General features: G+C 39.7%; 18 protein-coding genes. 16 read left to right on the forward strand and 2 right to left on the reverse strand.

Translation table 11 applies throughout. The features are described from left to right. The first annotated feature begins 420 nt into the window (after positions 1 to 420). A complete protein-coding gene (locus IGL70_RS00980) occupies positions 421 to 3,060 on the forward strand; it encodes a cation-translocating P-type ATPase (RefSeq protein WP_002289743.1) in 2,640 nt (879 codons plus the stop codon). A 167-nt stretch (positions 3,061 to 3,227) separates the two neighbouring features. Here IGL70_RS00980 and IGL70_RS00985 read toward each other — a convergent pair whose 3' ends face one another. Beyond that, complete coding sequence (locus IGL70_RS00985) at positions 3,228 to 3,926, reverse strand: DUF975 family protein (protein WP_002294185.1); 699 nt, start codon at positions 3,924 to 3,926, stop codon at positions 3,228 to 3,230. Positions 3,927 to 4,144: 218 nt separating this feature from the next. Between IGL70_RS00985 and tgt the strand changes: the two genes are divergently transcribed. From tgt to IGL70_RS01030, 9 genes are all read left to right on the forward strand, one after another. Further along, a complete protein-coding gene (gene tgt / locus IGL70_RS00990; protein WP_002294183.1) occupies positions 4,145 to 5,290 on the forward strand; it encodes a tRNA guanosine(34) transglycosylase Tgt in 1,146 nt (381 codons plus the stop codon). A 96-nt stretch (positions 5,291 to 5,386) separates the two neighbouring features. Further along, entirely contained in the window at positions 5,387 to 5,767 is a 381-nt protein-coding gene (gene yajC, locus IGL70_RS00995) for a preprotein translocase subunit YajC (protein ID WP_002300794.1), read from the forward strand. A gap of 304 nt (positions 5,768 to 6,071) precedes the next feature. After that, the gene (adhE, locus tag IGL70_RS01000) at positions 6,072 to 8,669 is read left to right on the forward strand and encodes a bifunctional acetaldehyde-CoA/alcohol dehydrogenase (RefSeq protein WP_002294180.1); all 2,598 of its coding nucleotides are present in this window, start codon (positions 6,072 to 6,074) and stop codon (positions 8,667 to 8,669) included. Positions 8,670 to 8,897: 228 nt separating this feature from the next. Continuing rightward, positions 8,898 to 10,004 (forward strand): beta-galactosidase BglB, encoded by a 1,107-nt coding sequence (gene bglB / locus IGL70_RS01005; protein WP_002288261.1) that lies wholly within the window; start codon positions 8,898 to 8,900, stop codon positions 10,002 to 10,004. Between the two features lie 16 nt (positions 10,005 to 10,020). Next, on the forward strand, positions 10,021 to 11,049 hold the full coding sequence (locus tag IGL70_RS01010; RefSeq protein ID WP_002294179.1) for a TRAP transporter substrate-binding protein: 1,029 nt from the start codon (positions 10,021 to 10,023) through the stop codon (positions 11,047 to 11,049). 5 nt (positions 11,050 to 11,054) lie between these two features. Next, the gene (locus IGL70_RS01015) at positions 11,055 to 11,534 is read left to right on the forward strand and encodes a TRAP transporter small permease (protein ID WP_002288258.1); all 480 of its coding nucleotides are present in this window, start codon (positions 11,055 to 11,057) and stop codon (positions 11,532 to 11,534) included. A gap of 15 nt (positions 11,535 to 11,549) precedes the next feature. Then, positions 11,550 to 12,845, forward strand: coding sequence for a TRAP transporter large permease (locus IGL70_RS01020; RefSeq protein WP_002288256.1), 1,296 nt, complete (start codon positions 11,550 to 11,552; stop codon positions 12,843 to 12,845). A gap of 10 nt (positions 12,846 to 12,855) precedes the next feature. Then, positions 12,856 to 13,680: a sugar phosphate isomerase/epimerase family protein gene (locus IGL70_RS01025; RefSeq protein WP_002307412.1), complete on the forward strand. Its 825-nt coding sequence runs from the start codon at positions 12,856 to 12,858 to the stop codon at positions 13,678 to 13,680. Between the two features lie 163 nt (positions 13,681 to 13,843). Next, positions 13,844 to 14,743: an AraC family transcriptional regulator gene (locus IGL70_RS01030; RefSeq protein WP_002374255.1), complete on the forward strand. Its 900-nt coding sequence runs from the start codon at positions 13,844 to 13,846 to the stop codon at positions 14,741 to 14,743. Positions 14,744 to 14,868: 125 nt separating this feature from the next. Here the strand turns inward: IGL70_RS01030 and IGL70_RS01035 are convergent, their stop codons facing one another. Beyond that, complete coding sequence (locus IGL70_RS01035) at positions 14,869 to 15,738, reverse strand: AraC family transcriptional regulator (RefSeq protein ID WP_002298317.1); 870 nt, start codon at positions 15,736 to 15,738, stop codon at positions 14,869 to 14,871. 152 nt (positions 15,739 to 15,890) lie between these two features. On the opposite strand from IGL70_RS01035, the gene rhaB reads away from it, so the two are divergent. From rhaB to IGL70_RS01065, 6 genes are all read left to right on the forward strand, one after another. Then, positions 15,891 to 17,351, forward strand: coding sequence for a rhamnulokinase (rhaB, locus tag IGL70_RS01040; RefSeq protein ID WP_002288250.1), 1,461 nt, complete (start codon positions 15,891 to 15,893; stop codon positions 17,349 to 17,351). Continuing rightward, a complete protein-coding gene (gene rhaA / locus IGL70_RS01045) occupies positions 17,348 to 18,604 on the forward strand; it encodes an L-rhamnose isomerase (protein ID WP_010727248.1) in 1,257 nt (418 codons plus the stop codon). The genes rhaB and rhaA overlap by 4 nt, the downstream gene beginning before the upstream one ends. A gap of 13 nt (positions 18,605 to 18,617) precedes the next feature. After that, positions 18,618 to 19,463 carry a rhamnulose-1-phosphate aldolase gene (gene rhaD / locus IGL70_RS01050; protein ID WP_010727249.1) on the forward strand — a complete coding sequence of 282 codons (846 nt, stop codon included), beginning with the start codon at positions 18,618 to 18,620 and terminating at the stop codon, positions 19,461 to 19,463. Position 19,464: 1 nt separating this feature from the next. Continuing rightward, complete coding sequence (gene rhaM / locus IGL70_RS01055; RefSeq protein WP_002298313.1) at positions 19,465 to 19,776, forward strand: L-rhamnose mutarotase; 312 nt, start codon at positions 19,465 to 19,467, stop codon at positions 19,774 to 19,776. 81 nt (positions 19,777 to 19,857) lie between these two features. Continuing rightward, positions 19,858 to 21,009 (forward strand): lactaldehyde reductase, encoded by a 1,152-nt coding sequence (gene fucO, locus IGL70_RS01060; RefSeq protein ID WP_002325229.1) that lies wholly within the window; start codon positions 19,858 to 19,860, stop codon positions 21,007 to 21,009. 126 nt (positions 21,010 to 21,135) lie between these two features. Next, complete coding sequence (locus IGL70_RS01065; protein WP_002294170.1) at positions 21,136 to 21,894, forward strand: IclR family transcriptional regulator; 759 nt, start codon at positions 21,136 to 21,138, stop codon at positions 21,892 to 21,894. Positions 21,895 to 21,960 lie beyond the last annotated feature (66 nt).

Consider the following 21,960-nt stretch of genomic DNA (forward strand, 5'->3'; position numbering starts at 1 on the left):
GTTACATCTTCAACATTTGAAACATCTCTTGTTCCTATTCAATTTTCAGACGTTTACGTTATTCAATTGTTACGTATCGCATTACTTCTTGTTTCGGATACTTCGTGATCCAAACATCCATACGCATTCACTATTTATAGGTTTGTACTCTACACGCATGTCTGGGTGAAACCTGTACTTCTAACAACTTTGTTTGCTTACACTGTTCTATCGAGAAATTCTTCTGTCTATTTGATGGTATCCTCCTTCCTTACATCTATATAATAGCATCCTTTGGTAGCGTTTGCAAATATAAGCACTTTAAATTTTACGCTTTCTTAACAAATAATCGATAAGCCCTTTATTTGAAGTAAATAAAAAAAGGATGTTATAGTAAAATAAGTACCTTTTTTTGTACGAAGATTTTAAAGGAGGAATAGGATGGAAGAATACAAGCAGACAATAGAAGAAGTAAAGAAGGTAACAGAAGCAGATCCAGATACTGGGTTGTCTTCACAAGAAGTGGATGAACGGCGAAAAAAGCAGGGATTGAATAAATTCGATGAGGCGCCGAAAGAATCGATGATCAAAAAATTCTTTCGAAGCTTGTCCGATTTTACAACGATCATCCTTCTTGTAGCAGCGGTGATTTCCTTTTATACCGCATTTGCTACAGAACATGGGGATTTATTTGAAGGACTGCTGATCATCGCTATCGTTGTGATCAACTCGGTATTGGCGATTGTCCAAGAAGGAAACGCAGAAAAAGCACTGGAATCCTTGCAAGATATGAATAAACAAACGGCAACTGTCATACGAGACGGCAAAGTGACCACTGTTGAGTCAGAGCAACTGGTAGTGGGTGATATTCTTGTTTTAGAGTCCGGTGATGCTATTTCTGCCGATGCCCGTTTGATCGAAGCATCACAATTACGTGTAGAAGAATCGGCGTTGACTGGAGAAAGTGAAGCAGTTGAAAAAGATGCAGCATTTATTGCTGAAGAAGATGAGTCATTAGGTGACCAACTTAATATGGTATTTAAAGGATGTACGGTTGCTGCAGGTCGTGGGAAAGCGATCGTCACTGCCATTGGTATGGCTACAGAAATGGGTAAGATCGCGGATCTTTTGAACGAAAATACTATGCAAAAAACACCTTTACAGGTCCGATTGAATCAGCTAGGCAAACGAATCAGTATGATCGCTTTAGCGGCTGCGGCTTTAGTATTTGTGATTGGTGAACTGCAAGGAGAACCACTCCTTGAGATGTTCATGACTTCGATTTCCTTGGCTGTTGCAGCTGTACCGGAAACCTTGACTGTTATTGTTACGTTGACACTTGCATACGGTGTGCAGAAGATGGCGAGGAAACATGCGATCATCCGACAGTTGCCAGCAGTTGAAACGCTAGGAACCGCTAATGTTATCTGCTCAGACAAAACAGGAACGCTGACACAAAATGAAATGCGCGTCCGCCGGGTATGGAGCAAAGAAGATGAAGTAACGAATATCGAAGATTCAATGACGAACAGCGCGATGGAAATATTGAAAATGGCTGCACTATGTACAGATGTGACGGTCGAGCAAGAAGATGACGACCTTGTTATCAAAGGTAATCCAACAGAAGTAGCCATCGTAAGGGCTGTTGAAGAGAATTATCATACAAAAGCAGAATTAGAAGAAAAATATCCACGAGTAAATGAGCTTCCTTTTGATTCTGAACGAAAAATGATGACAACAGTTCACCAAATGGGCGAAAAATACATCTCAATCACCAAAGGAGCATTCGATGTTCTTGCTCCGCGCTTTAGTTCAGGCGATGTAGAACAAGCGGCGATCGTCAATGATCGCTTTGGTAAACGGGCACTGAGAGTGATTGCTGTTGGTTATGCTACTTATGACGAAGAACCGCAAGATATTTCTTCTGAAGCACTGGAAAAAGACTTACGTTTGATTGGTCTGATCGGAATGATCGATCCACCACGTCCAGAAAGTAAAGGAGCAATCAAGCGAGCGAAAAAGGCTGGCATCAAAACAGTCATGATCACTGGAGATCATGTGGTAACTGCCAGTGCCATAGCGAAAGAATTAGGTATCTTGAATGATCCGTCAGAAGCACTCTCAGGATCAGAACTGCATCAATTATCAGACGAAGAATTAGATGCGCGTGTCAAAGCTCTCTCTGTCTATGCTCGGGTAACGCCAGAAGACAAGATCCGGATCGTCAAATCTTGGCAACGTACGGGTGCAGTCGTAGCGATGACTGGGGATGGTGTGAATGATGCACCAGCGTTGAAAGCAAGTAACGTTGGGTGTGCCATGGGGATCACAGGGACAGATGTGGCGCAAAGTGCCGCAGATATGATTTTGACGGATGACAACTTTGCGACGATCGTAGACGCTGTCAGTCAAGGACGTTCGGTTTATCAGAATATTCGTAAAGCTATCAACTTTTTGCTAAGCTGTAATATTTCGGAGATCTTTATTGTTTTGATTGCGATGCTGTTAGGCTGGGGAGCGCCATTCACAGCTGTGCAACTACTGTTTGTCAATGTAGTTGCCGATGGTCTTCCAGGATTTGCTTTGGGAAGAGAACCAGCAGAACACGGCATCATGGATCAGCCTCCTATTCCGAAAAACGAAGGGATCTTTGCTCGAGGCTTGTTGCAAAAAATCGCCATAAACGCAGGAGTCTTCACCATCGTAACGCTGTTTGGTTACTATTTAGGTAGTTATGTCGATACTATTAGCCCATGGGTAGATGCAAGTCAGCATGTCGGTCAAACTGTTGCATTCTTGATCTTAGCTTATTCATCGATTTTGCATGTGTTCAATGTACGCAGCAGCCAATCGATCTTCAAAGTCAATTTAGCAACCAATAAAGCTTTGGTAGAAATGGCGTTACTGGCATTAGCTATTACAACGGCTGTTGCTTTGCTGCCGTTTACGCAAGAACTATTCGGCCTAGTACACATCAGTTTGAATCACTGGTTCTTGGTAGGGATTTTATCTATCGTACCAATCGCGGTGAATGAACTGATCAAATTCCATCGATTACCGGAAGCAGAAGAAGAGGAATGATTAACTGTTTCTAAGTTGATTTTCTTTTTACTGGAACTATACAAAAAGGAGGTGTGACATGAATGTTGTCACACCTCCTTTTTGCTAATGGGCTGAATGTTTCTTTTACTGCCTCTCGATAAACGGTGTTCTCCTGCCAACCCCTCGGTCACAAGTCACACTCTCTTTTAAATATCTTTTGGCAATTGTTCATAAAATGCTGCTTTTGTTGCAGAAATGTATGGGCTGAGCCATAGATAACCAATACCAGCAGTTGCTAATGCTAAGATATGCCAGCCGATAAATGAAAGATCTAACCAGAAAAGTTGTCCTTTGTAACCATCCATCAATTTTCGACTTGCAGTGATCGTATCCAGTACCTTAGGTGTTTGTCCTGTTTCTTGGACGATATCGTAGTAGATAAAATAGCTTTGAGAATAAGAATAGCTTTTAATGATTCCAGGAATAACTAATAGCAAACCCCATAATGTTGTAAAGATCGAGATCAGCACAGCTAAGCCGATCACTCCGCCGATAAACAAACCTTTGAATCCACGAAATGCATCTTTGAATGGTTCGATCTGATCTTTTTGTCCACGTAAAATATCAAGATAAGTCCAAGAAATACCGCTCATGAACAAAGCGCTAATGATGCTGGAAATAATTCCGCCACCGCCTCCTGAACTACCGCCTCCTGAAGTTGTCGCATCTGAGACGCTCGCTGATCCATCATATATGGTGGTGGCAAACAAGATAATAGGAATCATAATAAGAAGAATAGCAGCAATACCAATCAATGTAGGGATTAGATTTAGTAAAACAGCTTGTCCCCAACGTCCTTTTAGACTCTCTTTTGCTTGGCGTTTTAATTCTGCAGAAGATTGCATGATTTTTCCCTCCTTTTCTTTAATAACACCAATATACCATGTATCAAAAAATATTTCTGTCATAATGTTTTTCTTTTTTTTTGTTATTCATAAAAAAAGGATAAAAAAAAGAATATTAAATAAAGTAGAAGGAAGCCGAGGGAACTTGCAAAAAGCACTTGAAACGATTATGATGGTGGGAGTTGTCAAGATATTTTATATAGAAAGTAGGGAAATGAATGACGCAACCTGCCATTCGCTATCGTTTAATCAAGAAAGAAAAACATACTGGCGCGCGTTTAGGGGAATTGATCACGCCACACGGAACTTTCCCCACACCAATGTTCATGCCAGTAGGAACATTAGCTACAGTAAAAACAATGTCCCCAGAAGAGTTGAAAGAAATGGGTGCTGGCGTTATTTTAAGTAATACATATCATTTATGGCTACGCCCTGGTGAAGACTTAGTAGAAGAAGCTGGCGGACTGCATAAATTTATGAACTGGGATCAACCGATTTTAACAGATTCAGGCGGCTTTCAAGTTTTTTCATTAAGTGATATGCGGAATATCGAAGAAGAAGGCGTGCATTTCAAAAATCACTTGAACGGTTCACGTATGTTTTTATCACCAGAAAAAGCAATCAACATCCAAAATAAATTGGGCTCTGATATCATGATGAGTTTTGACGAATGTCCACCATTCGATGAAAGTTACGACTACGTGAAAAAATCAGTAGAACGTACGTCTCGATGGGCAGAACGAGGATTGAAAGCTCACGCTAACCCAGACCGTCAAGGATTATTTGGAATCATCCAAGGAGCAGGATTTGAAGATCTTCGTCGTCAAAGCGCGAAAGATCTAGTCGGGATGGATTTCCCTGGTTACTCAATCGGCGGGTTATCTGTCGGGGAACCTAAATCAGAAATGAATCGTGTATTAGAATTCACTACACCGTTGATCCCCGAAAACAAACCACGTTACTTGATGGGTGTCGGTGCTGCTGATTCATTGATCGATGGTGTTATCCGTGGAGTAGACATGTTTGACTGTGTCTTGCCTACTCGAATCGCTCGAAATGGCACATGTATGACTTCTCAAGGCCGTCTAGTAGTGAAAAATGCGAAATATGCCCATGATTTCCGTCCAATTGATGAGAAATGTGATTGTTATACATGTAAAAACTATACACGTGCCTATATCCGCCATTTGATCAAATGTGATGAAACATTTGGGATTCGTTTGACTTCTTACCACAATTTATACTTCTTGTTGAATCTAATGAAACAAGTACGTCAAGCAATCATGGATGATAATTTGCTTGAATTTAGAGAAGCCTTTTTTGAAGAATACGGGTTTAATAAAGAAAACGCAAAAAGCTTCTAAAGGAAAATCTTTTAAAAATTAAGTAAAAAACTAGTGTTAGCAGCATTTTTCTGCTAAAGTGTTTTTTGTAGATACAGAATTAGTGAGGTGAAAAAAATGGGAACATTACCAATGCTTGTGATGTTTATCGCGCTATTAGCAATGTGGTTTTTTATGTCACGTTCGCAAAAAAAACAACAGCAAGAACGTCAAAACTTGTTGGATAGCATGAAACCAGGTGATTCAGTCGTAACGATCGGCGGATTACATGGAGTTGTTTCAGAAATCGACAATGACAAACGGACAGTTGTTTTAGACTGCGAAGGGATCTTCCTTGAGTACGATCGTGCAGCAATCAAAACGGTCAAACCAGGGACTGTCGTAACAAATGATGCAACGACTACTGTTGAAACAACAGAAGAACCAGCTGAGACAGTTGAAGTAAAAACTGAAACAACAGAAACACTGGAAGAGACAGAAGAGAAGAAAGAAAAATAAGTATCAAAGCTTATTTAAAGACGAGGTAGGGCAGAAAGATGTCCTACCTCATTTTTTATTCAAAAAAGAAAGAGATAAGAGTATAGGATATATTGCTCAATATTGAATAATCGGGTGTGTCATATAAATAATAATAAATAACTTTATATATTTTTCTATACAAACACCTGTAAATAAAGCAATTTTATATTTAAAAATAACTGTGAAAAAAATCACAAAAAAGTGTTTACATAGAAAAACAAATATTGTATGATATACATGTGAATGATTTAACAAATAACCATGACCCATTAGGAGGATAATGATGGCTAAAGTAATGGAAAAAGAAAAAACGAAGACAATTGACGTACAAGCAATGATTGATGATTTGGCAGAAAAAGCAAATGCAGCATTGAAAGAAATGGAAAGCTTTGATCAAGAAAAAGTGGACCATATCGTGCATGAAATGGCAATGGCAGCTTTAGATCAACATATGCCATTAGCGAAGATGGCTGTGGAAGAAACAGGCCGCGGTGTTTACGAAGATAAAGCAATCAAAAATATGTATGCGTCCGAATATATTTGGCATAATATCAAACATGATAAAACAGTTGGTGTGATCAATGAAGATGTCCAAAAAGGATTGATTGAAATTGCTGAACCAGTCGGTGTGGTTTGCGGAGTAACTCCAACAACGAATCCGACTTCCACAACGATTTTCAAATCAATGATCGCGTTGAAAACAAGAAATCCGATCGTTTTTGCTTTCCATCCAAGTGCCCAAAAATCTTCTGCAGAAGCAGCACGAGTAGTACGTGATGCTGCTATCGCTGCCGGAGCTCCTGAAAATTGTATCCAATGGATCGAACATCCTTCGATCGAAGCGACTTCTATGCTAATGAACCATCCAGGTATCGCGATTGTCTTAGCGACAGGTGGAGCTGGAATGGTCAAGTCTGCTTACTCTACAGGAAAACCAGCTTTAGGTGTAGGTCCAGGTAACGTACCAGCTTATATTGAAAAAACAGCAAAAATTAAACGTGCAGTGAACGATTTGATCGTTTCGAAAACATTTGATAATGGAATGATTTGTGCTTCTGAACAAGCTGTGATCGTGGATAAAGAAATCTATGCAGCAGTAAAAGCAGAATTCCAAGCACACCAAGTTTATATCGTAAAACCAGATGAATTGCAAAAATTAGAAGATGCAGTGATGAACGAAGGAAAATATGCGGTCAATCCATCAATCGTTGGACATTCTGCGATGGAAATCGCAAAATTGGCAGGAATCAGTGTACCAAAAGGAACGAAAATGCTGATTGCTGAATTGGAAGGCGTAGGCCCAGATTATCCGCTATCAAGAGAAAAACTTTCTCCAGTTCTTGCCATGATCAAAGCTAACAACACGGACCATGCGTTTGATTTGTGTGAAGGTATGTTGAATCTTGGAGGATTAGGACATACAGCAGTTATCCATTCAGAAAACGAAGAGTTGCATGTCAAATTCGGTCTTCGAATGAAAGCTTGTCGTATTTTAGTGAATACACCATCTGCAGAAGGCGGCATCGGTGATATCTATAACGAAATGATTCCGTCATTGACTTTGGGATGCGGTTCTTATGGTAAGAACTCTGTTTCTCGTAACGTCTCTGCTGTAAACTTAATCAATGTCAAAACTGTAGCGAAACGGAGAAATAACATGCAATGGTTCAAATTACCGCCAAAAATCTTCTTTGAAAAGAACTCTCTATTGTACTTAGAGAAAATGGAAAACGTTGAACGTGTCATGATCGTTTGTGACCCTGGTATGGTCCAATTCGGTTACTGCGATACAGTTCGTGAAGTATTGGCACGACGTAAAAATGATGTGAAGATCGAAGTCTTCTCAGATGTTGAACCGAACCCATCGACAAATACCGTATACGCAGGAACGAAACTGATGGCAGACTTCAAGCCAGATACAGTAATCGCTCTTGGAGGCGGTTCTGCAATGGACGCAGCTAAGGGAATGTGGATGTTCTATGAACACCCAGACACATCTTTCTTTGGTGCAAAACAAAAATTCTTGGATATTCGTAAACGGACATATAAGATCGACAAACCAGAAAAAACACAATTCGTATGTATCCCGACAACATCAGGGACTGGTTCTGAAGTAACGCCATTTGCGGTCATCACTGACAGTGAAACACATGTGAAATATCCGTTAGCAGATTATGCATTGACGCCAGATGTCGCAATCGTCGATCCTCAATTCGTCATGTCAGTTCCAGCATCTGTCACAGCAGATACCGGGATGGATGTGTTAACACATGCAATCGAATCCTATGTTTCAGTCATGGCTTCAGATTATACACGTGGATTGAGCCTACAAGCAATCAAGTTAGTCTTTGACTATTTAGAAAAATCAGTAAAAACACCTGATATGGAATCACGTGAAAAAATGCACAACGCTTCTACAATGGCTGGTATGGCGTTTGCTAACGCATTCCTAGGTATTTGTCACTCAGTCGCACATAAAATCGGCGGGGAATACGGGATCCCTCATGGACGGACAAATGCGATTCTTTTACCGCATATTATCCGCTATAATGCAAAAGATCCACAAAAACATGCGATGTTCCCTAAATATGACTATTTCCGTGCAGATACAGATTACGCAGATATTGCAAAATTCTTAGGTCTGAAAGGCGAAACAACAGAGGAATTAGTCGAAGCTTTAGCAACGGCTGTTTATGAATTAGGAAAATCTGTCGGCATCAACATGAGTCTAAAAGCTCAAGGAGTCACACAAGAAACACTAGATACAACCGTAGACCGTATGGCTGAATTAGCTTACGAAGACCAATGTACGACAGCTAATCCGAAAGAACCATTGATCTCTGAATTGAAACAGATCATCATTGATGCTTACAACGGATAAGCAAAAGAAAGCGTAGAAAAAAGATAAGAAAATAGATGAAAAAGAACTTGGAAAACGTTGTTTCTCCAAGTTCTTTTTTTAATTTTCAAGTAACTGAAAGTTACTTTTGTTATTTAACATTTAGGTCAATTTTAGACAGTTTTTGTTCAAAAAGCGATATTTATAGTGGACGGTATTACTGCTATATTAAGGATATAAAATGAAAGCGTTTAAAAAGGTGGCGTAAAGATGATTATTAAAGAAGAGATTTTTGTACCTAAAGAATTAGTGAAAGAAAAAATTGACCTGCTCGTTGAAAACCTGACAACGATCAAAGACGATAATGGTGAATTTTTGTTGGACTTTGATGGACTGAAAGTAGATGACAAGAGCTGGACAGTGTGGAATTGGCCACAAGGTGTCGGTCTATATGGTATTTATAAAAATTACCAGATGACAAAAAATCCTCGCGCTTATCAAGTGGTCAATGAATGGTTTGAGGATCGTATGGAAGAAGGCGCTCCGCCCAAAAACGTCAATACAATGGCACCGCTATTGACTATGGCTTACTTGTATGAAGACACGAAAGATTCACGCTATTTGCCTTATTTAGAACAATGGGCAGAATGGGTCATGAATGACATGCCTCGGACAAATGAAGACGGGTTACAGCATGCCACATATGGACCGGAAAATAAGAATCAGTTGTGGGACGATACATTGATGATGACAGTGCTTCCTTTGGCAAAAATCGGGAAACTGTTGAATCGCCCAGAATATTTAGAAGAAGCTCGTTACCAGTTTATGATCCATATCAAATACTTGATGGATAAACGAACAGGATTGTGGTATCACGGCTGGACGTTTGAAGGAAATCATAACTATGCCGAAGCATTTTGGGCTCGTGGAAACTGCTGGTTGACGATTGCTATTCCAGAGATCATTGAAATCTTAGAATTATCGAAAGAAGATGCATTGCGCAAATTATTGATCGAAACACTTGAAGCACAAGTGCGTGCATTAAAAACTTATCAGTCTGAAAGCGGTTTATGGCATACGTTATTGGATGATCCTTCTTCTTACGTAGAATCTTCTGCAACTGCAGGATTTGCTTACGGTATTTTGAAAGCGGTCCATAAACGTTATTTACCACAAGAATATAAAGAAGTCGCTTATCGTGCTATCCAAGGATTGCTTGAACAAATCGATGAAAAAGGAGAAGTTCAAAACGTTTCAATCGGGACAGGAATGGGGGACAGTTTAGATTTTTATCGGAATATCGGAATCACAGCAATGCCTTATGGACAGTCGTTAACGGTGCTTTGTTTGACAGAATTGCTCGTCTCTTATTGTTAAAAGAAAGGAAACCCATATGAAAAAAACATCACTGCTGTTTGCAGCAAGTTCGCTTAGCCTAGGTCTGCTAGGTCTAAGCGGCTGCGGAAATAATTCTAGTGTGGCAACTGTCGCAGATGCAGACGTAAATGAGATAGTTACCTTGCGCTTTGCTTATGCAAGCAACAGCCAGCCAGTAATTGATGCAATGAATGAATTTGGGCGTTTAGTAAAAGAAAAAACAGATGGTTCCGTACAGATCCAGTATTTCCCAGATGGACAACTGGGTGGAGAACGTGAACTGATCGAATTGACACAGTCAGGAGCAGTAGATTTCACAAAAGTAAGTGCCTCAGCGTTGGAAAGTTTCTCTAAAGATTATTCGATTTTTTCAGTTCCTTATCTATTCAATGATGAAGAACATTTCTTTAAGGTGATGGATAATGAAGAAATAATGGAACCAATCTACCAATCGACCAAAAATTTAGGATTTACCGGATTGACCTATTATGATTCTGGTCAGCGCAGCTTTTATATGGTAGACGGTCCGATCCATACGCCGGAAGATTTGAAGGGAAAGAAGATCCGTGTGATGCAAAGCGAAACCGCTATCAAAATGGTAGAGCTTTTAGGCGGTTCGCCCGTACCTATGGGAAGTGATGAAGTGTACACGTCTCTTCAATCCAATTTGATCAACGGATCAGAAAACAATGAATTTGTCTTGTATACAGCTGGACATGGTGGTGTGGCTAAATACTATTCCTATGATGAGCATACACGTGTGCCAGATATCATCATCATGAATGATGCCATCAAAGAACAGCTAACTGATGAGCAGGAAAAAGCCATTGAAGAAGCAGCGAAAGAATCAACGGTTTTTGAAATTGAAGCTTTTGCAAAAGCAATTGAAGAAGAAAAAGCTTTAGCACAAGAAGAACATGGAGTCCAATTCAATGATGTAGATAATACACCGTTTCGAGAGGCAGTTGCCCCACTTCATGATATATTCAAAAACGATCCTACCTACAAAGACCTTTATCAAAAGATCCAAGAGCAAGGAGCGTAGCTGTGATGAAAATGATTTTAAACAAGGTATTAGAGATCCTGGGAGCTGTTTTGCTTGTTGGGATGGTCGCTGTTGTTTTATGGCAAGTATTTTCCAGAACGGTTTTAGGAAATCCAAATACGGTCACGGAAGAGCTTGTTCGATTCGGTCTTGTCTGGTTTGCCATGTTGTCTTCCGCGTATGTTGTGGGACAAAAAGCACATTTAGCCGTAACGGTTTTAAGTGAAAAATTAACTGGCAAAAAAAGTAAAATTTTAGAAGTTGTTGTTCAAAGTTTATTTCTGGTATTTGCTGCGATGATCATGGTGTATGGCGGATGGAATGCTGTCACATTGACAATGGGGCAGATCTCGCCTTCGTTAAGTATTCCTATGGGATATGTTTATCTGTCAGTACCTGTATCGGGGGTACTCATCATTATCTATAGCCTGATCAATCTAATCGATACATTAAGCAACAAGCCAGCAATTCAAGAAAAAATATAAAAATGGAGGAATAAAATGGCAATAGAAGCCGGATTAGTGTTATTTTTTGTATTTGTTGTGTTGCTTGTATTAGGGATGCCGATTGCTATAAGTATTGCATTCTCATCGATGATGACTTTATTGTTAGTTATACCGTTTGATGTTTCTGCTTTTAGTTCAGCTCAAAAAATGGTGGGAAGTATCAATAGTTTTTCGCTGATCGCTATTCCGTTTTTCGTTCTCTCGGGCATTATCATGAATAATGGAGGGATAGCTAAGAAACTAGTGGATTTTGCGATGTTGTTCGTCGGGCGCGTGCCGGGGGCTTTGGCTCATACGAATGTGTTAGGGAATGCTTTATTTGGTTCCATCTCTAGCTCGGCCATTGCCGCTTCTACCGCGATTGGTGGAGTGTTGATCCCTCAGCAAGTGGAAGAAGGATATGACCGGAAGTTTGCGACAGCGGTCAATATCGCGTCAGCTCCGACAGGTATGGTCATTCCTCCAAGTACTGCTTTTATCATGTATTCACTTGTTGCTGGTGGTGCTTCGATCTCTGCTTTATTTATGGGAGGTTATCTCGTAGGGGCTTTGTGGGCGCTAGGAATCATGCTAGTAGCATTCATCGTTGCTAAAAAGAATAAATACCCTGTTGTCGAAAAAGGACAGATGGCTCATGCTGGAAAAATAATAAAAGAGGCGATTCCTAGCCTTCTATTGATTGTCATCATTATCGGTGGTATCTTGACGGGGATATTTACAGCAGTAGAAGCTTCAGCGATAGCTGTCATTTACTCCCTGTTGATTGCTATGTTTTACTATAAAACGGTAAAACTAAAAGATATACCTAATATGTTGTTTCAATCAGTAGCAATGTCAGGGACGATCATGTTCTTATTAGCTACTTCTTCCATGATGTCTTTCGCCATGGCGTTTACCGGTATTCCTCAGGCAATTAGTTCGTTGATTATGGGCGTAACGGATAATAAATTTATTATTCTGTTATTAGTCAATCTTGTGTTATTACTGGTGGGTATGTTTATGGATGTGGCGCCTGCTATCTTGATTTTTACACCAATATTTTTACCAATCGTCACAAGTGTAGGGGTTGATCCTGTACATTACGGGTTGTTTTCAATCATGAATCTGTGTGTAGGCTCCATCACGCCGCCAGTAGGTACAGGACTATATGTCGGTGCAAGTGTAGGAGGCGTAAAAGCAGAGGCAATGCTGAAACCGCTTCTTCCTTTTTATGGGGTTATCTTAGTCGTCTTGTTTTTGATTACTTACTTCCCGCAAATCGTCATGTGGCTACCCAATATGCTGAGTTAGGAGAATAATTATGTTAAACATTACAATTAGAGGACATGATCTTTCCCAAGTCCAAACGATAGAAGATCTTGCAGAAAAAACAAAAGAACAAGGGATCCATACACTGCAGCTCGCCTTAGGTCTTTCGTTTCCTGCAATACCTTCTGGCGCAAATGAAATCAATTCTGGGATGGGAAATTATGTCAAACGAGTTTTAGAAAAGCAAGAAGTGACTGTAGGAATTTTAAGTTGCTATATCAATATGATTCATCCAGATTTAACGATACGAGAAGAGTTGCTGACAAAGTTCGAGCAGTATCTTCGCTATGCTTCTTCCTTTGGTGCGTCGATGGTTGCTTCGGAAACTGGATGTGTCTTGCCGGAAATCCAATATACGGAAGAAAATTTCACAGATGAAGCATTTGCTGAAGCAGTGTCCGTTATCCGTCGCTTGGTAAAAGCTGGAGAAAAATACCAAATGATGGTGGGGATAGAACCAGGTTTGAATCATCCGGTGTATTCTTTAGCAAGAGTAGAGCAGCTGATCCAAGCAGTGGATTCGGACTATCTGGGAATCATTTTAGATCCGACAAATTTGATCACAAGTACTGATTATCAAGAACAAGTCCAATTGGTAGAAGAAGCTTTTGAGCGTTTTGGTGAAAAAATATGTGCGGTTCATTTGAAAGATTTTCGTGTCGAACAGGAAAAAATCGTGCCGGTAAATTTGGGAGACGGTATGATCGAGTACACAAAAATCAAAGAAATCATCAAGAAGAACCGTCCGTATCTGTATGTGGTTCTTGAAGAAACAAAAGATGATGGGATTCGTTATGGAAGAAGTCTTCTTGAATAATGTAAAGAAGACATTGATTAACTAATATTTAGAATGGAGGGGGCGGGGCTAGAAGATGTCACGTCTCTTCTTTTTTATAAGAGTATATAAAAGCAGCTCTTTTTGATTACAAAAAACGTGATATAATATGATTGTGCATAACTGAACGAAGGAGGTGCAACACATGCTCCAAAAGAAAATCAGCGGTGAACAAGTCAATACGATGGTTTCTGATCAGTATGAAATCTATCATGTCAAAGATGTCGTCAGTCAAAATAAAACAATCTACCATCACCATGATTTCTATGAGATCCATGCTACATTAAAGGGCGAAGCGACTTTTTATTTGAACGGACGGCAATTTACGATAAAAGCAGGAAGTGTGCTGCTCATCCATTCCAACGATTTGCATCGTATCGTCCGCCAATCTTCAGATGTATTCGAGCGTGTCTATATCTTTGTCACCCCTTCTTTTCTGGAAAGTCGTTCCACGCCATGGTCTAATCTATCGGCTTGTTTTCAACCAATGGGAGAGAAAAGGAGTCGTGTATTGCAAGTCGAACAGGAAGTATTGAAGCAAAAATTATCATTTATCGACCATCCTCCTGATAAAAAAATTTATGGTGAAGACATAAAATATGAACAAGCTCTGGTAGAATACTTGATTTTTCTCAATCAAGTTGTACAAAAAGAAGAGAGTGCGCAAGAACAGAATGCTGTAGTTCCAAATGAGCGTGTGGAACAAATGTTACAATATATCTCAAAAAATTTATCTCATCCGCTTTCTTTAGAGGAAATGGAGAAGCAATTTTTTGTCAGCAAATACCATATCACTCGAGAATTCAAAAAGTACACTGGATTTACGTTTCATCAGTATGTAATGAAGAAAAAGCTGATCTATGCCAAGCACTTGTTGCGAGAGTACCGTAGCTCTAGTGCTGTATATAGTAAAAGTGGTTTTTCATCTTATCCGCATTTTCTGAAAGCATTCAAGAGAGAGTTTGGTATAACGCCTAAAGAATTTTTGAAACGCGATACACAAAACCAGCTTGTTCATTATGAACATTTTGAAGATGAACAATGAGAATGATCACTAAAAAATAACCGCAGTAGCTGCTGTTGTTTACATAGAAGCAGAAACTGCGGTTATTTTATTTTTATCTATATATTTCAAAATATTTTGAAAAAATGACGTACATATTATATGAATCAGCTGAATTTACGAAAGTCTCTCGGCGATAGTCCTGTTTTTGCTTTGAACAGGCGGCTAAAGTAAGCAAAATTCTCAATCCCTATTTCTTCGGAAATCATTCGAACCGTAAATTCTGTATACCGAAGAAGGTCTTTAGCGTAAGAAAGTTTTTTGCTGATCAAATAATCGATTGGTGGAGAACCGATAAATTTGGAAAAATCTTTGCTCAGCTGATATTTATTCAATAAGAATTGTTGTTCTAATTGATCAAGTGTAATCGTTTCTTTGAAATGTTCGTCTAAGTATTGCTTCAGTTTGTAAACGTAGGCGGGAATATCCTCTTCTTCGAAATCTAGCTGATACTTTTGCAAAATCAGTTCATTCAGCAACTCGTGGATAGCTACAGAGGACTGGAAATCGGTACGGGCATTCGTGCCTTGTTGCATGTGGATCAATTCTGTGATCAAATGGTGGATCTTGTTTTCTGATGGATCCCCTGTTGAATGGAAGGTGTTATGGCCGTCTTTTGTGAACTCCTGATAAAATGATTGGACGTTCTGACCATTCAAATGGATCCAATCCATTTCCCATGGTTCTTCGCTGATCGTTTGATAACGCTGATATTCTTGGCAGTCAATAAAAAATAAGTCTCCAGCTTTTAGCTGTTGCTGATTATCATTATATGTAAGCGAACCTTCGCCAGACAAAGTAAACTTTATCAAGTAAGAAGGTAAATGTGCTCGTTCAGTATAGTAAGGGATTGGTGCTTTGAAGTAACCGATTTCTTGGATATAAAAAAATAAATTCCTGCTTCTTTGTGTAGGCGTCAAGATCACTCTTTTTGAGTCTTCCGACCATGAGTGGTTGGCTTTTTCCCAGTAATCCATGTAAACACTCCCAACTTGTCAAGATAATGCAATTATATACCAAAATAGTGTGAAGCAAAATATAAGATTCTGTATTATGATAGCATTGTTAATAAATGATAACGCTTTATTAATAAAGTGCTAATCAACAATAAAGTAAAAGAGGTGGAGAAATGAATCCAACATTTGTTGCCATCGATATCGGTGCATCAAGCGGACGACTAATGAAAAGTACGAGGGATGCAAAAGGTTCTTTGATCTTGGAAGAAGTGCACCGGTTCAAAAACGGCTTTCGGAACAAAGACGGTCACGATCGCTGGAAGATCGATTATCTTATCAAAGAGATTTTGATTGGATTTGAAAAATTAAAGCAGACAGGGATTGATCGTCTTTTTGCGGGGATCGATACATGGGCAGTCGATTACTGTCTGATTGACGAACAAGGGGATCGGATAAATGATCCGATTGCTTATCGGGACAAGCGTACCAATGGAGCAGTAGAACAGTTTTCTGAAATCTATTCTCTAGATAAGTTGTATGAGCAGACAGGGATTCAGATCCAGCCTTTCAATACCTTGTTCCAATTGTTTGCTGAAGAAAAAGAAAATTTGGCAAAAGCACATAAATTGTTACTGATACCTGATTATTTAGGGTATGTCTTTACTGGTAACATGGTGACGGAGAAAACTAATGCATCTACTATGCAGCTGCTGAATGCAGGGACAAAAGAATGGGAAATAGAACTTCTTGAAAAAATCGGTGTCTCGAAGGAATTATTTCCACCATTGACAGAGCCGGGAACGATACTAGGAGATCTGCAAAAAGAACAATTTTCAAAATATGATTTGCCAGATGTGACCTTTATCACAGTAGCAAGTCATGATACGGCGTCAGCTGTATTAGGAACGCCAGGTCAAGGAGAACGTTGGGGTTATATCAGCAGTGGGACATGGTCGCTTTTAGGGATTGAAACAAAGATCGCCAATGTTTCTCGCAATGCTTTTTCTGAAAATTATACGAATGAATGGGGTGCCCATAACACGGTGCGTTTTTTGAAAAACATCATGGGGATGTGGTTGATCCAGGAAGTTGCCCGAATGCAAGAGTACGAGTACAGTTATGCGGAATTGGCAGAGCTTGCTGCAAAAGAAAAACCGCTGCAGCAAGTGATGGAAATCAATGACCCTCGATTTTTGAATCCCCCAAATATGATAGAAGAGATTCAGCAATACTGTTTTGAAACAGAGCAGCCAGTCCCTGTCTCATCGGGAGCTATCGCTCGTTGTGTGTATGATAATCTTGCTCTTTGTTACGCACAAGAGCTGATCAAAGTAGAACACTTAACTGGAACGAAATTGGAAAAGCTGCACATCGTAGGGGGCGGATCGAATAATCGTCTACTGAATCAATTGACAGCAGATTATGCCGGAATCATTGTAGAAGCAGGTCCTAGTGAAGCCACAGCAATCGGGAATGTTGCCATGCAAATGCTCAGTACAGGTCAGTTTTCGAATATAGAACAAGCAAGAAATGTAATCAAACAGTCGTTTCCATGTGAAACTTTTTACCCAGATGAAAATAAGCAAAACACGATGGAATGGTACGTGAATAAAATCAAAGGAGTAATCGTATGAACACGATTGAAAAAAATTACGAACAAGCAAAAGAAAAATATGCAACTATCGGTGTAGATACAGATGCTGTACTAGAAAAGATACAGGACATCAAAATTTCTATGCATTGCTGGCAAGGAGATGATGTCAAAGGTTTCTTGACACCGGATGGCGAATTGACCGGTGGAATCATGGCGACAGGGAATTTTCCAGGAGCCGCACGAACACCTGAAGAGCTTAGACAAGATCTGGAGAAGGCTTATTCGTTGATACCGGGCAAACACAAATTGAACCTTCATGCTATCTATTTGGATACAGAAGAATCTGTCGATCTAAATGAAATTGAGCCGAAACATTTTGAAAAATGGGTAGAGTGGGCAAAAAAAGAAGAAATCGGTCTTGACTTCAATCCGACTTTCTTTTCGCATCCAATGATGAAAGACGGCTTTACATTGGCTCATCCAGATAAAGAAGTTCGTGAATACTGGATCGAACACGGGAAAAGAAGCCGCAAAATCGCGGAGTACTTTGGGAAAGAAACTGGGCAAACAAGTATCAATAACTTTTGGGTACCTGATGGGATGAAAGATAATCCGATTGATCGTTTTACCCCACGGAAACGTTTAATGGAATCACTCGATGAAATTTTTACAGAAGAGTTAGATGAACGGTATGTACAAGATGCAGTAGAAAGCAAACTATTTGGTTTAGGCGCTGAAGCTTATACAGTCGGTTCCCATGAATTTTATATGGGTTACGGGTTGACTCGTGACAAACTTGTTTGTCTAGATGCTGGACATTTTCATCCAACAGAAGTGATTTCCAATAAATTATCTTCATTAGCTTTATTCAGCAAAGGAATCATGCTGCATGTTTCCCGTCCAGTGCGTTGGGATTCAGACCATGTGGTTTTGATGGATGATGAATTGCAGGAAATCGCTAAAGAATTAGTCCGTAACGAATTGTTGGAAAAAACAAATATCGGTCTGGATTTCTTTGATGCAACGATCAACCGTATCGCTGCTTGGGTCATCGGTACGAGAAATACACAAAAAGCACTGCTGAAAGCTATGCTGGAACCAGTTGAGCGATTGAAAGAAATGGAGCTGGCTTTTGACTTTACTTCAAGAATGGCTTATACGGAAGAATTGAAAGATTTCCCGTATGCCGATGTATGGAATTATTTCTGTTACAAAAATCAAGTTCCAGTTGGTTTGGATTGGCTGGAAGAAGTCCAGGAATATCAAAAAGACGTGTTGGAATTAAGAAAATAGGAGTGTGGCTATATTGAAAAAAATAGATATTTTACAAGCGCCTTATGTGAAAGAAATGATCGAAACGACGTCGAATCTTTATCGCTTGGGATGGGATGAAAGAAATGGCGGGAATATTTCTTATTTACTAAAAGAAGAAGAGATCACACCGTTCTTGGATCCTGAAAAAGTGATCCGCCGCATCTCGATGATTTTTGATGCCAGCCGTTTAGCAGGATGCTATTTTATTGTAACTGGTTCAGGAAGATATTTTAAAAATGTAGCGAGCGAACCTGCCGAGAATCTTGGAATCGTTCGAGTTGCTGAAGATGGCAAAACACTGGAACTTTTGTGGGGGCTGGAAAACGAATGCCTTCCTACAAGCGAGTTGCCAAGTCATTTCATGAGTCATATCGCCCGTTTAGAAGTAGACCCAGAGAATCGGATCGTTATGCATTGCCATGCTAGTCATCTATTAGCGATGAGTTTTACGCATGAATTAGACGAACGTTCCTTTAGTCGTACGCTATGGCAAATGTGTACGGAATGCTTAGTTGTTTTTCCAGAAGGAATTTCCATCATTCCGTGGATGGTTCCGGGAACAAATGAGATTGGGGAAGCAACAGCTGAAAAAATGAAAGAAACTCGATTGGTTTTATGGCCACAACATGGAATCTACGGGTCAGGAAAAGACATGGATGAAGTCTTTGGTTTGATCGAGACAGCAGAAAAGGCAGCAGAAGTCTATACGTACGTCAAAGCGCAAGGACCAATCTTGCAAACAATCACAGACGAGAATCTGTGGCGCTTAGCAGATGCGTTTGGTGTTACTCCGAAAGCAGGTTATTTGGAGGAAGTTCATACGAAAGCAGGTGTCTGACATGGTGAAAAAAGCTTTTTGCATGAAAGTTTACCCAGAAAAACAAGAAGAATACAAAAAAAGACATGATGAACTTTGGCCAGAAATGCGTACAGCACTTCGTGAACACGGGGTCATCGACTATTCGATCTATCTTGATCCGAGTATAAGTTTGTTATTTGGTTACTTAGTGATCGAAGATGAAAAGTTATGGGAAAAAATGGCAAATACATCTATCAATCAAAAATGGTGGAAGTACATGGAAGATATCATGGAGACAAATCCAGATGCCTCTCCAGTCAGTTGGGAATTGATGCCAGTCTTTGAACTGTAGTAACAAGCAACTGGGCAACCGGTTGCTTGGGGTTCTTTCGTTTTTATTGTGAAAAATAATACAAATTAGGAGGAATAAAAAATGAGTAATCGAATGATTTTAAATGAAACATCGTATTTTGGAAAAGGAGCGATTGAGTCGATCGTCCCTGAATTTCAGCAGCGAGGATTCAGCAAAGCAGCTGTCATTACTGACAAAGGATTGATCGAGCACGGTATAGCAACAAAAGTAACAGAACTTCTAGATAAAGCAGCAATCGATTATGCTTTATACGACGGGATCGTACCTAATCCAACGATCCAAAATGTAAAAGATGGAGTGGCTTTTGTTAAAGAGGCAGAGGCAGACTGTTTGATCGCAATCGGTGGAGGTTCGCCAATCGATACGGCAAAAGCCATTGGGATTATTTTGACGAATCCAGAGTTTTCAGACGTCATTAGTTTAGAAGGTGTTGCTGATACGAAAAATCCATGTTTACCTATATTAGCTATACCAACGACTTCTGGAACAGCAGCAGAAGTAACGATCAACTACGTCATCACAGATGAAGTAAATCACCGAAAATTTGTTTGTGTTGATCCTCATGATATCCCAATCGTCGCGTTCATCGACAGCGATATGATGATGGGAATGCCGAAAAAATTGGCTGCATCAACAGGTATGGATGCTATGACGCATGCTATTGAAGGGTTTATCACAAAAGGCGCTTGGGAAATGACTGATATGCTGCATTTAAAAGCAATCGAAATCATCGGTCATTCTTTGGAAGCTTCTGTAGATGGCGATCAAAATGGACGAGAAAAAATGGCATTAGGACAGTATATTGCGGGAATGGGCTTCTCAAATGTCGGTTTAGGACTGGTACACGGGATGGCTCACCCGTTAAGTGCATGGTACAACATTCCTCATGGCGTAGCGTGTGCAGCACTTTTGCCAACTGTCATGAAATATAACAAAGAATATACTGGAGAAAAGTACCGTGAGATCGCTCTTGTTCTAGGGATTAAAGGAGCAGCTGAAATGTCTTTAGAAGATGTAAGAGAAGCGGCTTGTGGTGAGATCGATCGGTTGAGCAAAGCGGTTGGAATCCCAGAAACCATTTCTGAATTAGGTGTAAAAGAAGCAGATATCCCAGCAATTGCAGAAGATGCTTTGCGAGATGTATGCACACCAGGAAATCCAAGAGAAACGACAGTAGAAGAAATCATTGCTTTATATCAAAGTTTGATGTAAAAACGAAGCGGATCTTCAACATTAAATTGCCTGTAAAGAGAAATGGTAGTTTATATCTGGATATCTCTTTTAAATTGATGGTATTTCCGCTATAATTTTTCTTATAAAGAAATAGGAGAATATTATATGGAAAATAAAAAGCCTTATGGAACTGTATTGATCAAAGCCTCTAAAATACTAGACTATTTAGCGGAAAACCAAGATGTCTCTTTGCAGACGATCGCAAAGGGTGTGGGAATGACCTCTTCTACAGTCTTGAAAATACTAGATACTTTGCTGATGATCGGCTACGTAAATAAAAATTCAGAGAAAAACTATCGTTTAGGTGCAAAGCTTATTCGCTACGCGAATAAAAACATTGAACAAATCGATTTGGTAGAGTTGACTTTACCGTTTTTAGAACAGCTGCAGCAAAAGATCGATGAGACTATCCACTTAGGAGTATTGGACAACAATGAGATCTTGTACGTGAACAAACTAGATCCAAAACATCAAACGATCCGCATGTCTTCAAAAATCGGAATCACCCGACCATTATACAATTCTGCGATGGGCAAAGCCGTATTAGCAGAATTCAGTGAAGAGCAGTACACTGATTATCTTGAAAAGCATCCGTTGATCCCTTACACAGAATATACGATCACCAACGCATTACGGTTGAAAAAGGAAATCCAAACGGTAAAAGAAACCCACATCGCATTTGACGATGAAGAAATCGAACGTGATATTTTTTGTATAGGAGCCTCAATCGTGAAAAACGAACAAATCATTGGTGCATTTAGTGTAAGTATGCCGAAATATCGTTTAACAGATGAGACAAAAGAACAAATAATCAGTGCCCTCAAGCAAACAAAAAGCGAAATCGAGCAAAGAATTCAAAAATAATGAAAAAAGCGTTTGCAATTTTTCTTTTCTGCCGTATAATATGGGTATAGATTTCCAAGTTATAAA

This window comes from Enterococcus sp. DIV0901a (genome assembly GCF_051711525.1).
GTDB classification, from domain to species: Bacteria; Bacillota; Bacilli; order Lactobacillales; family Enterococcaceae; genus Enterococcus_B; species Enterococcus_B faecium.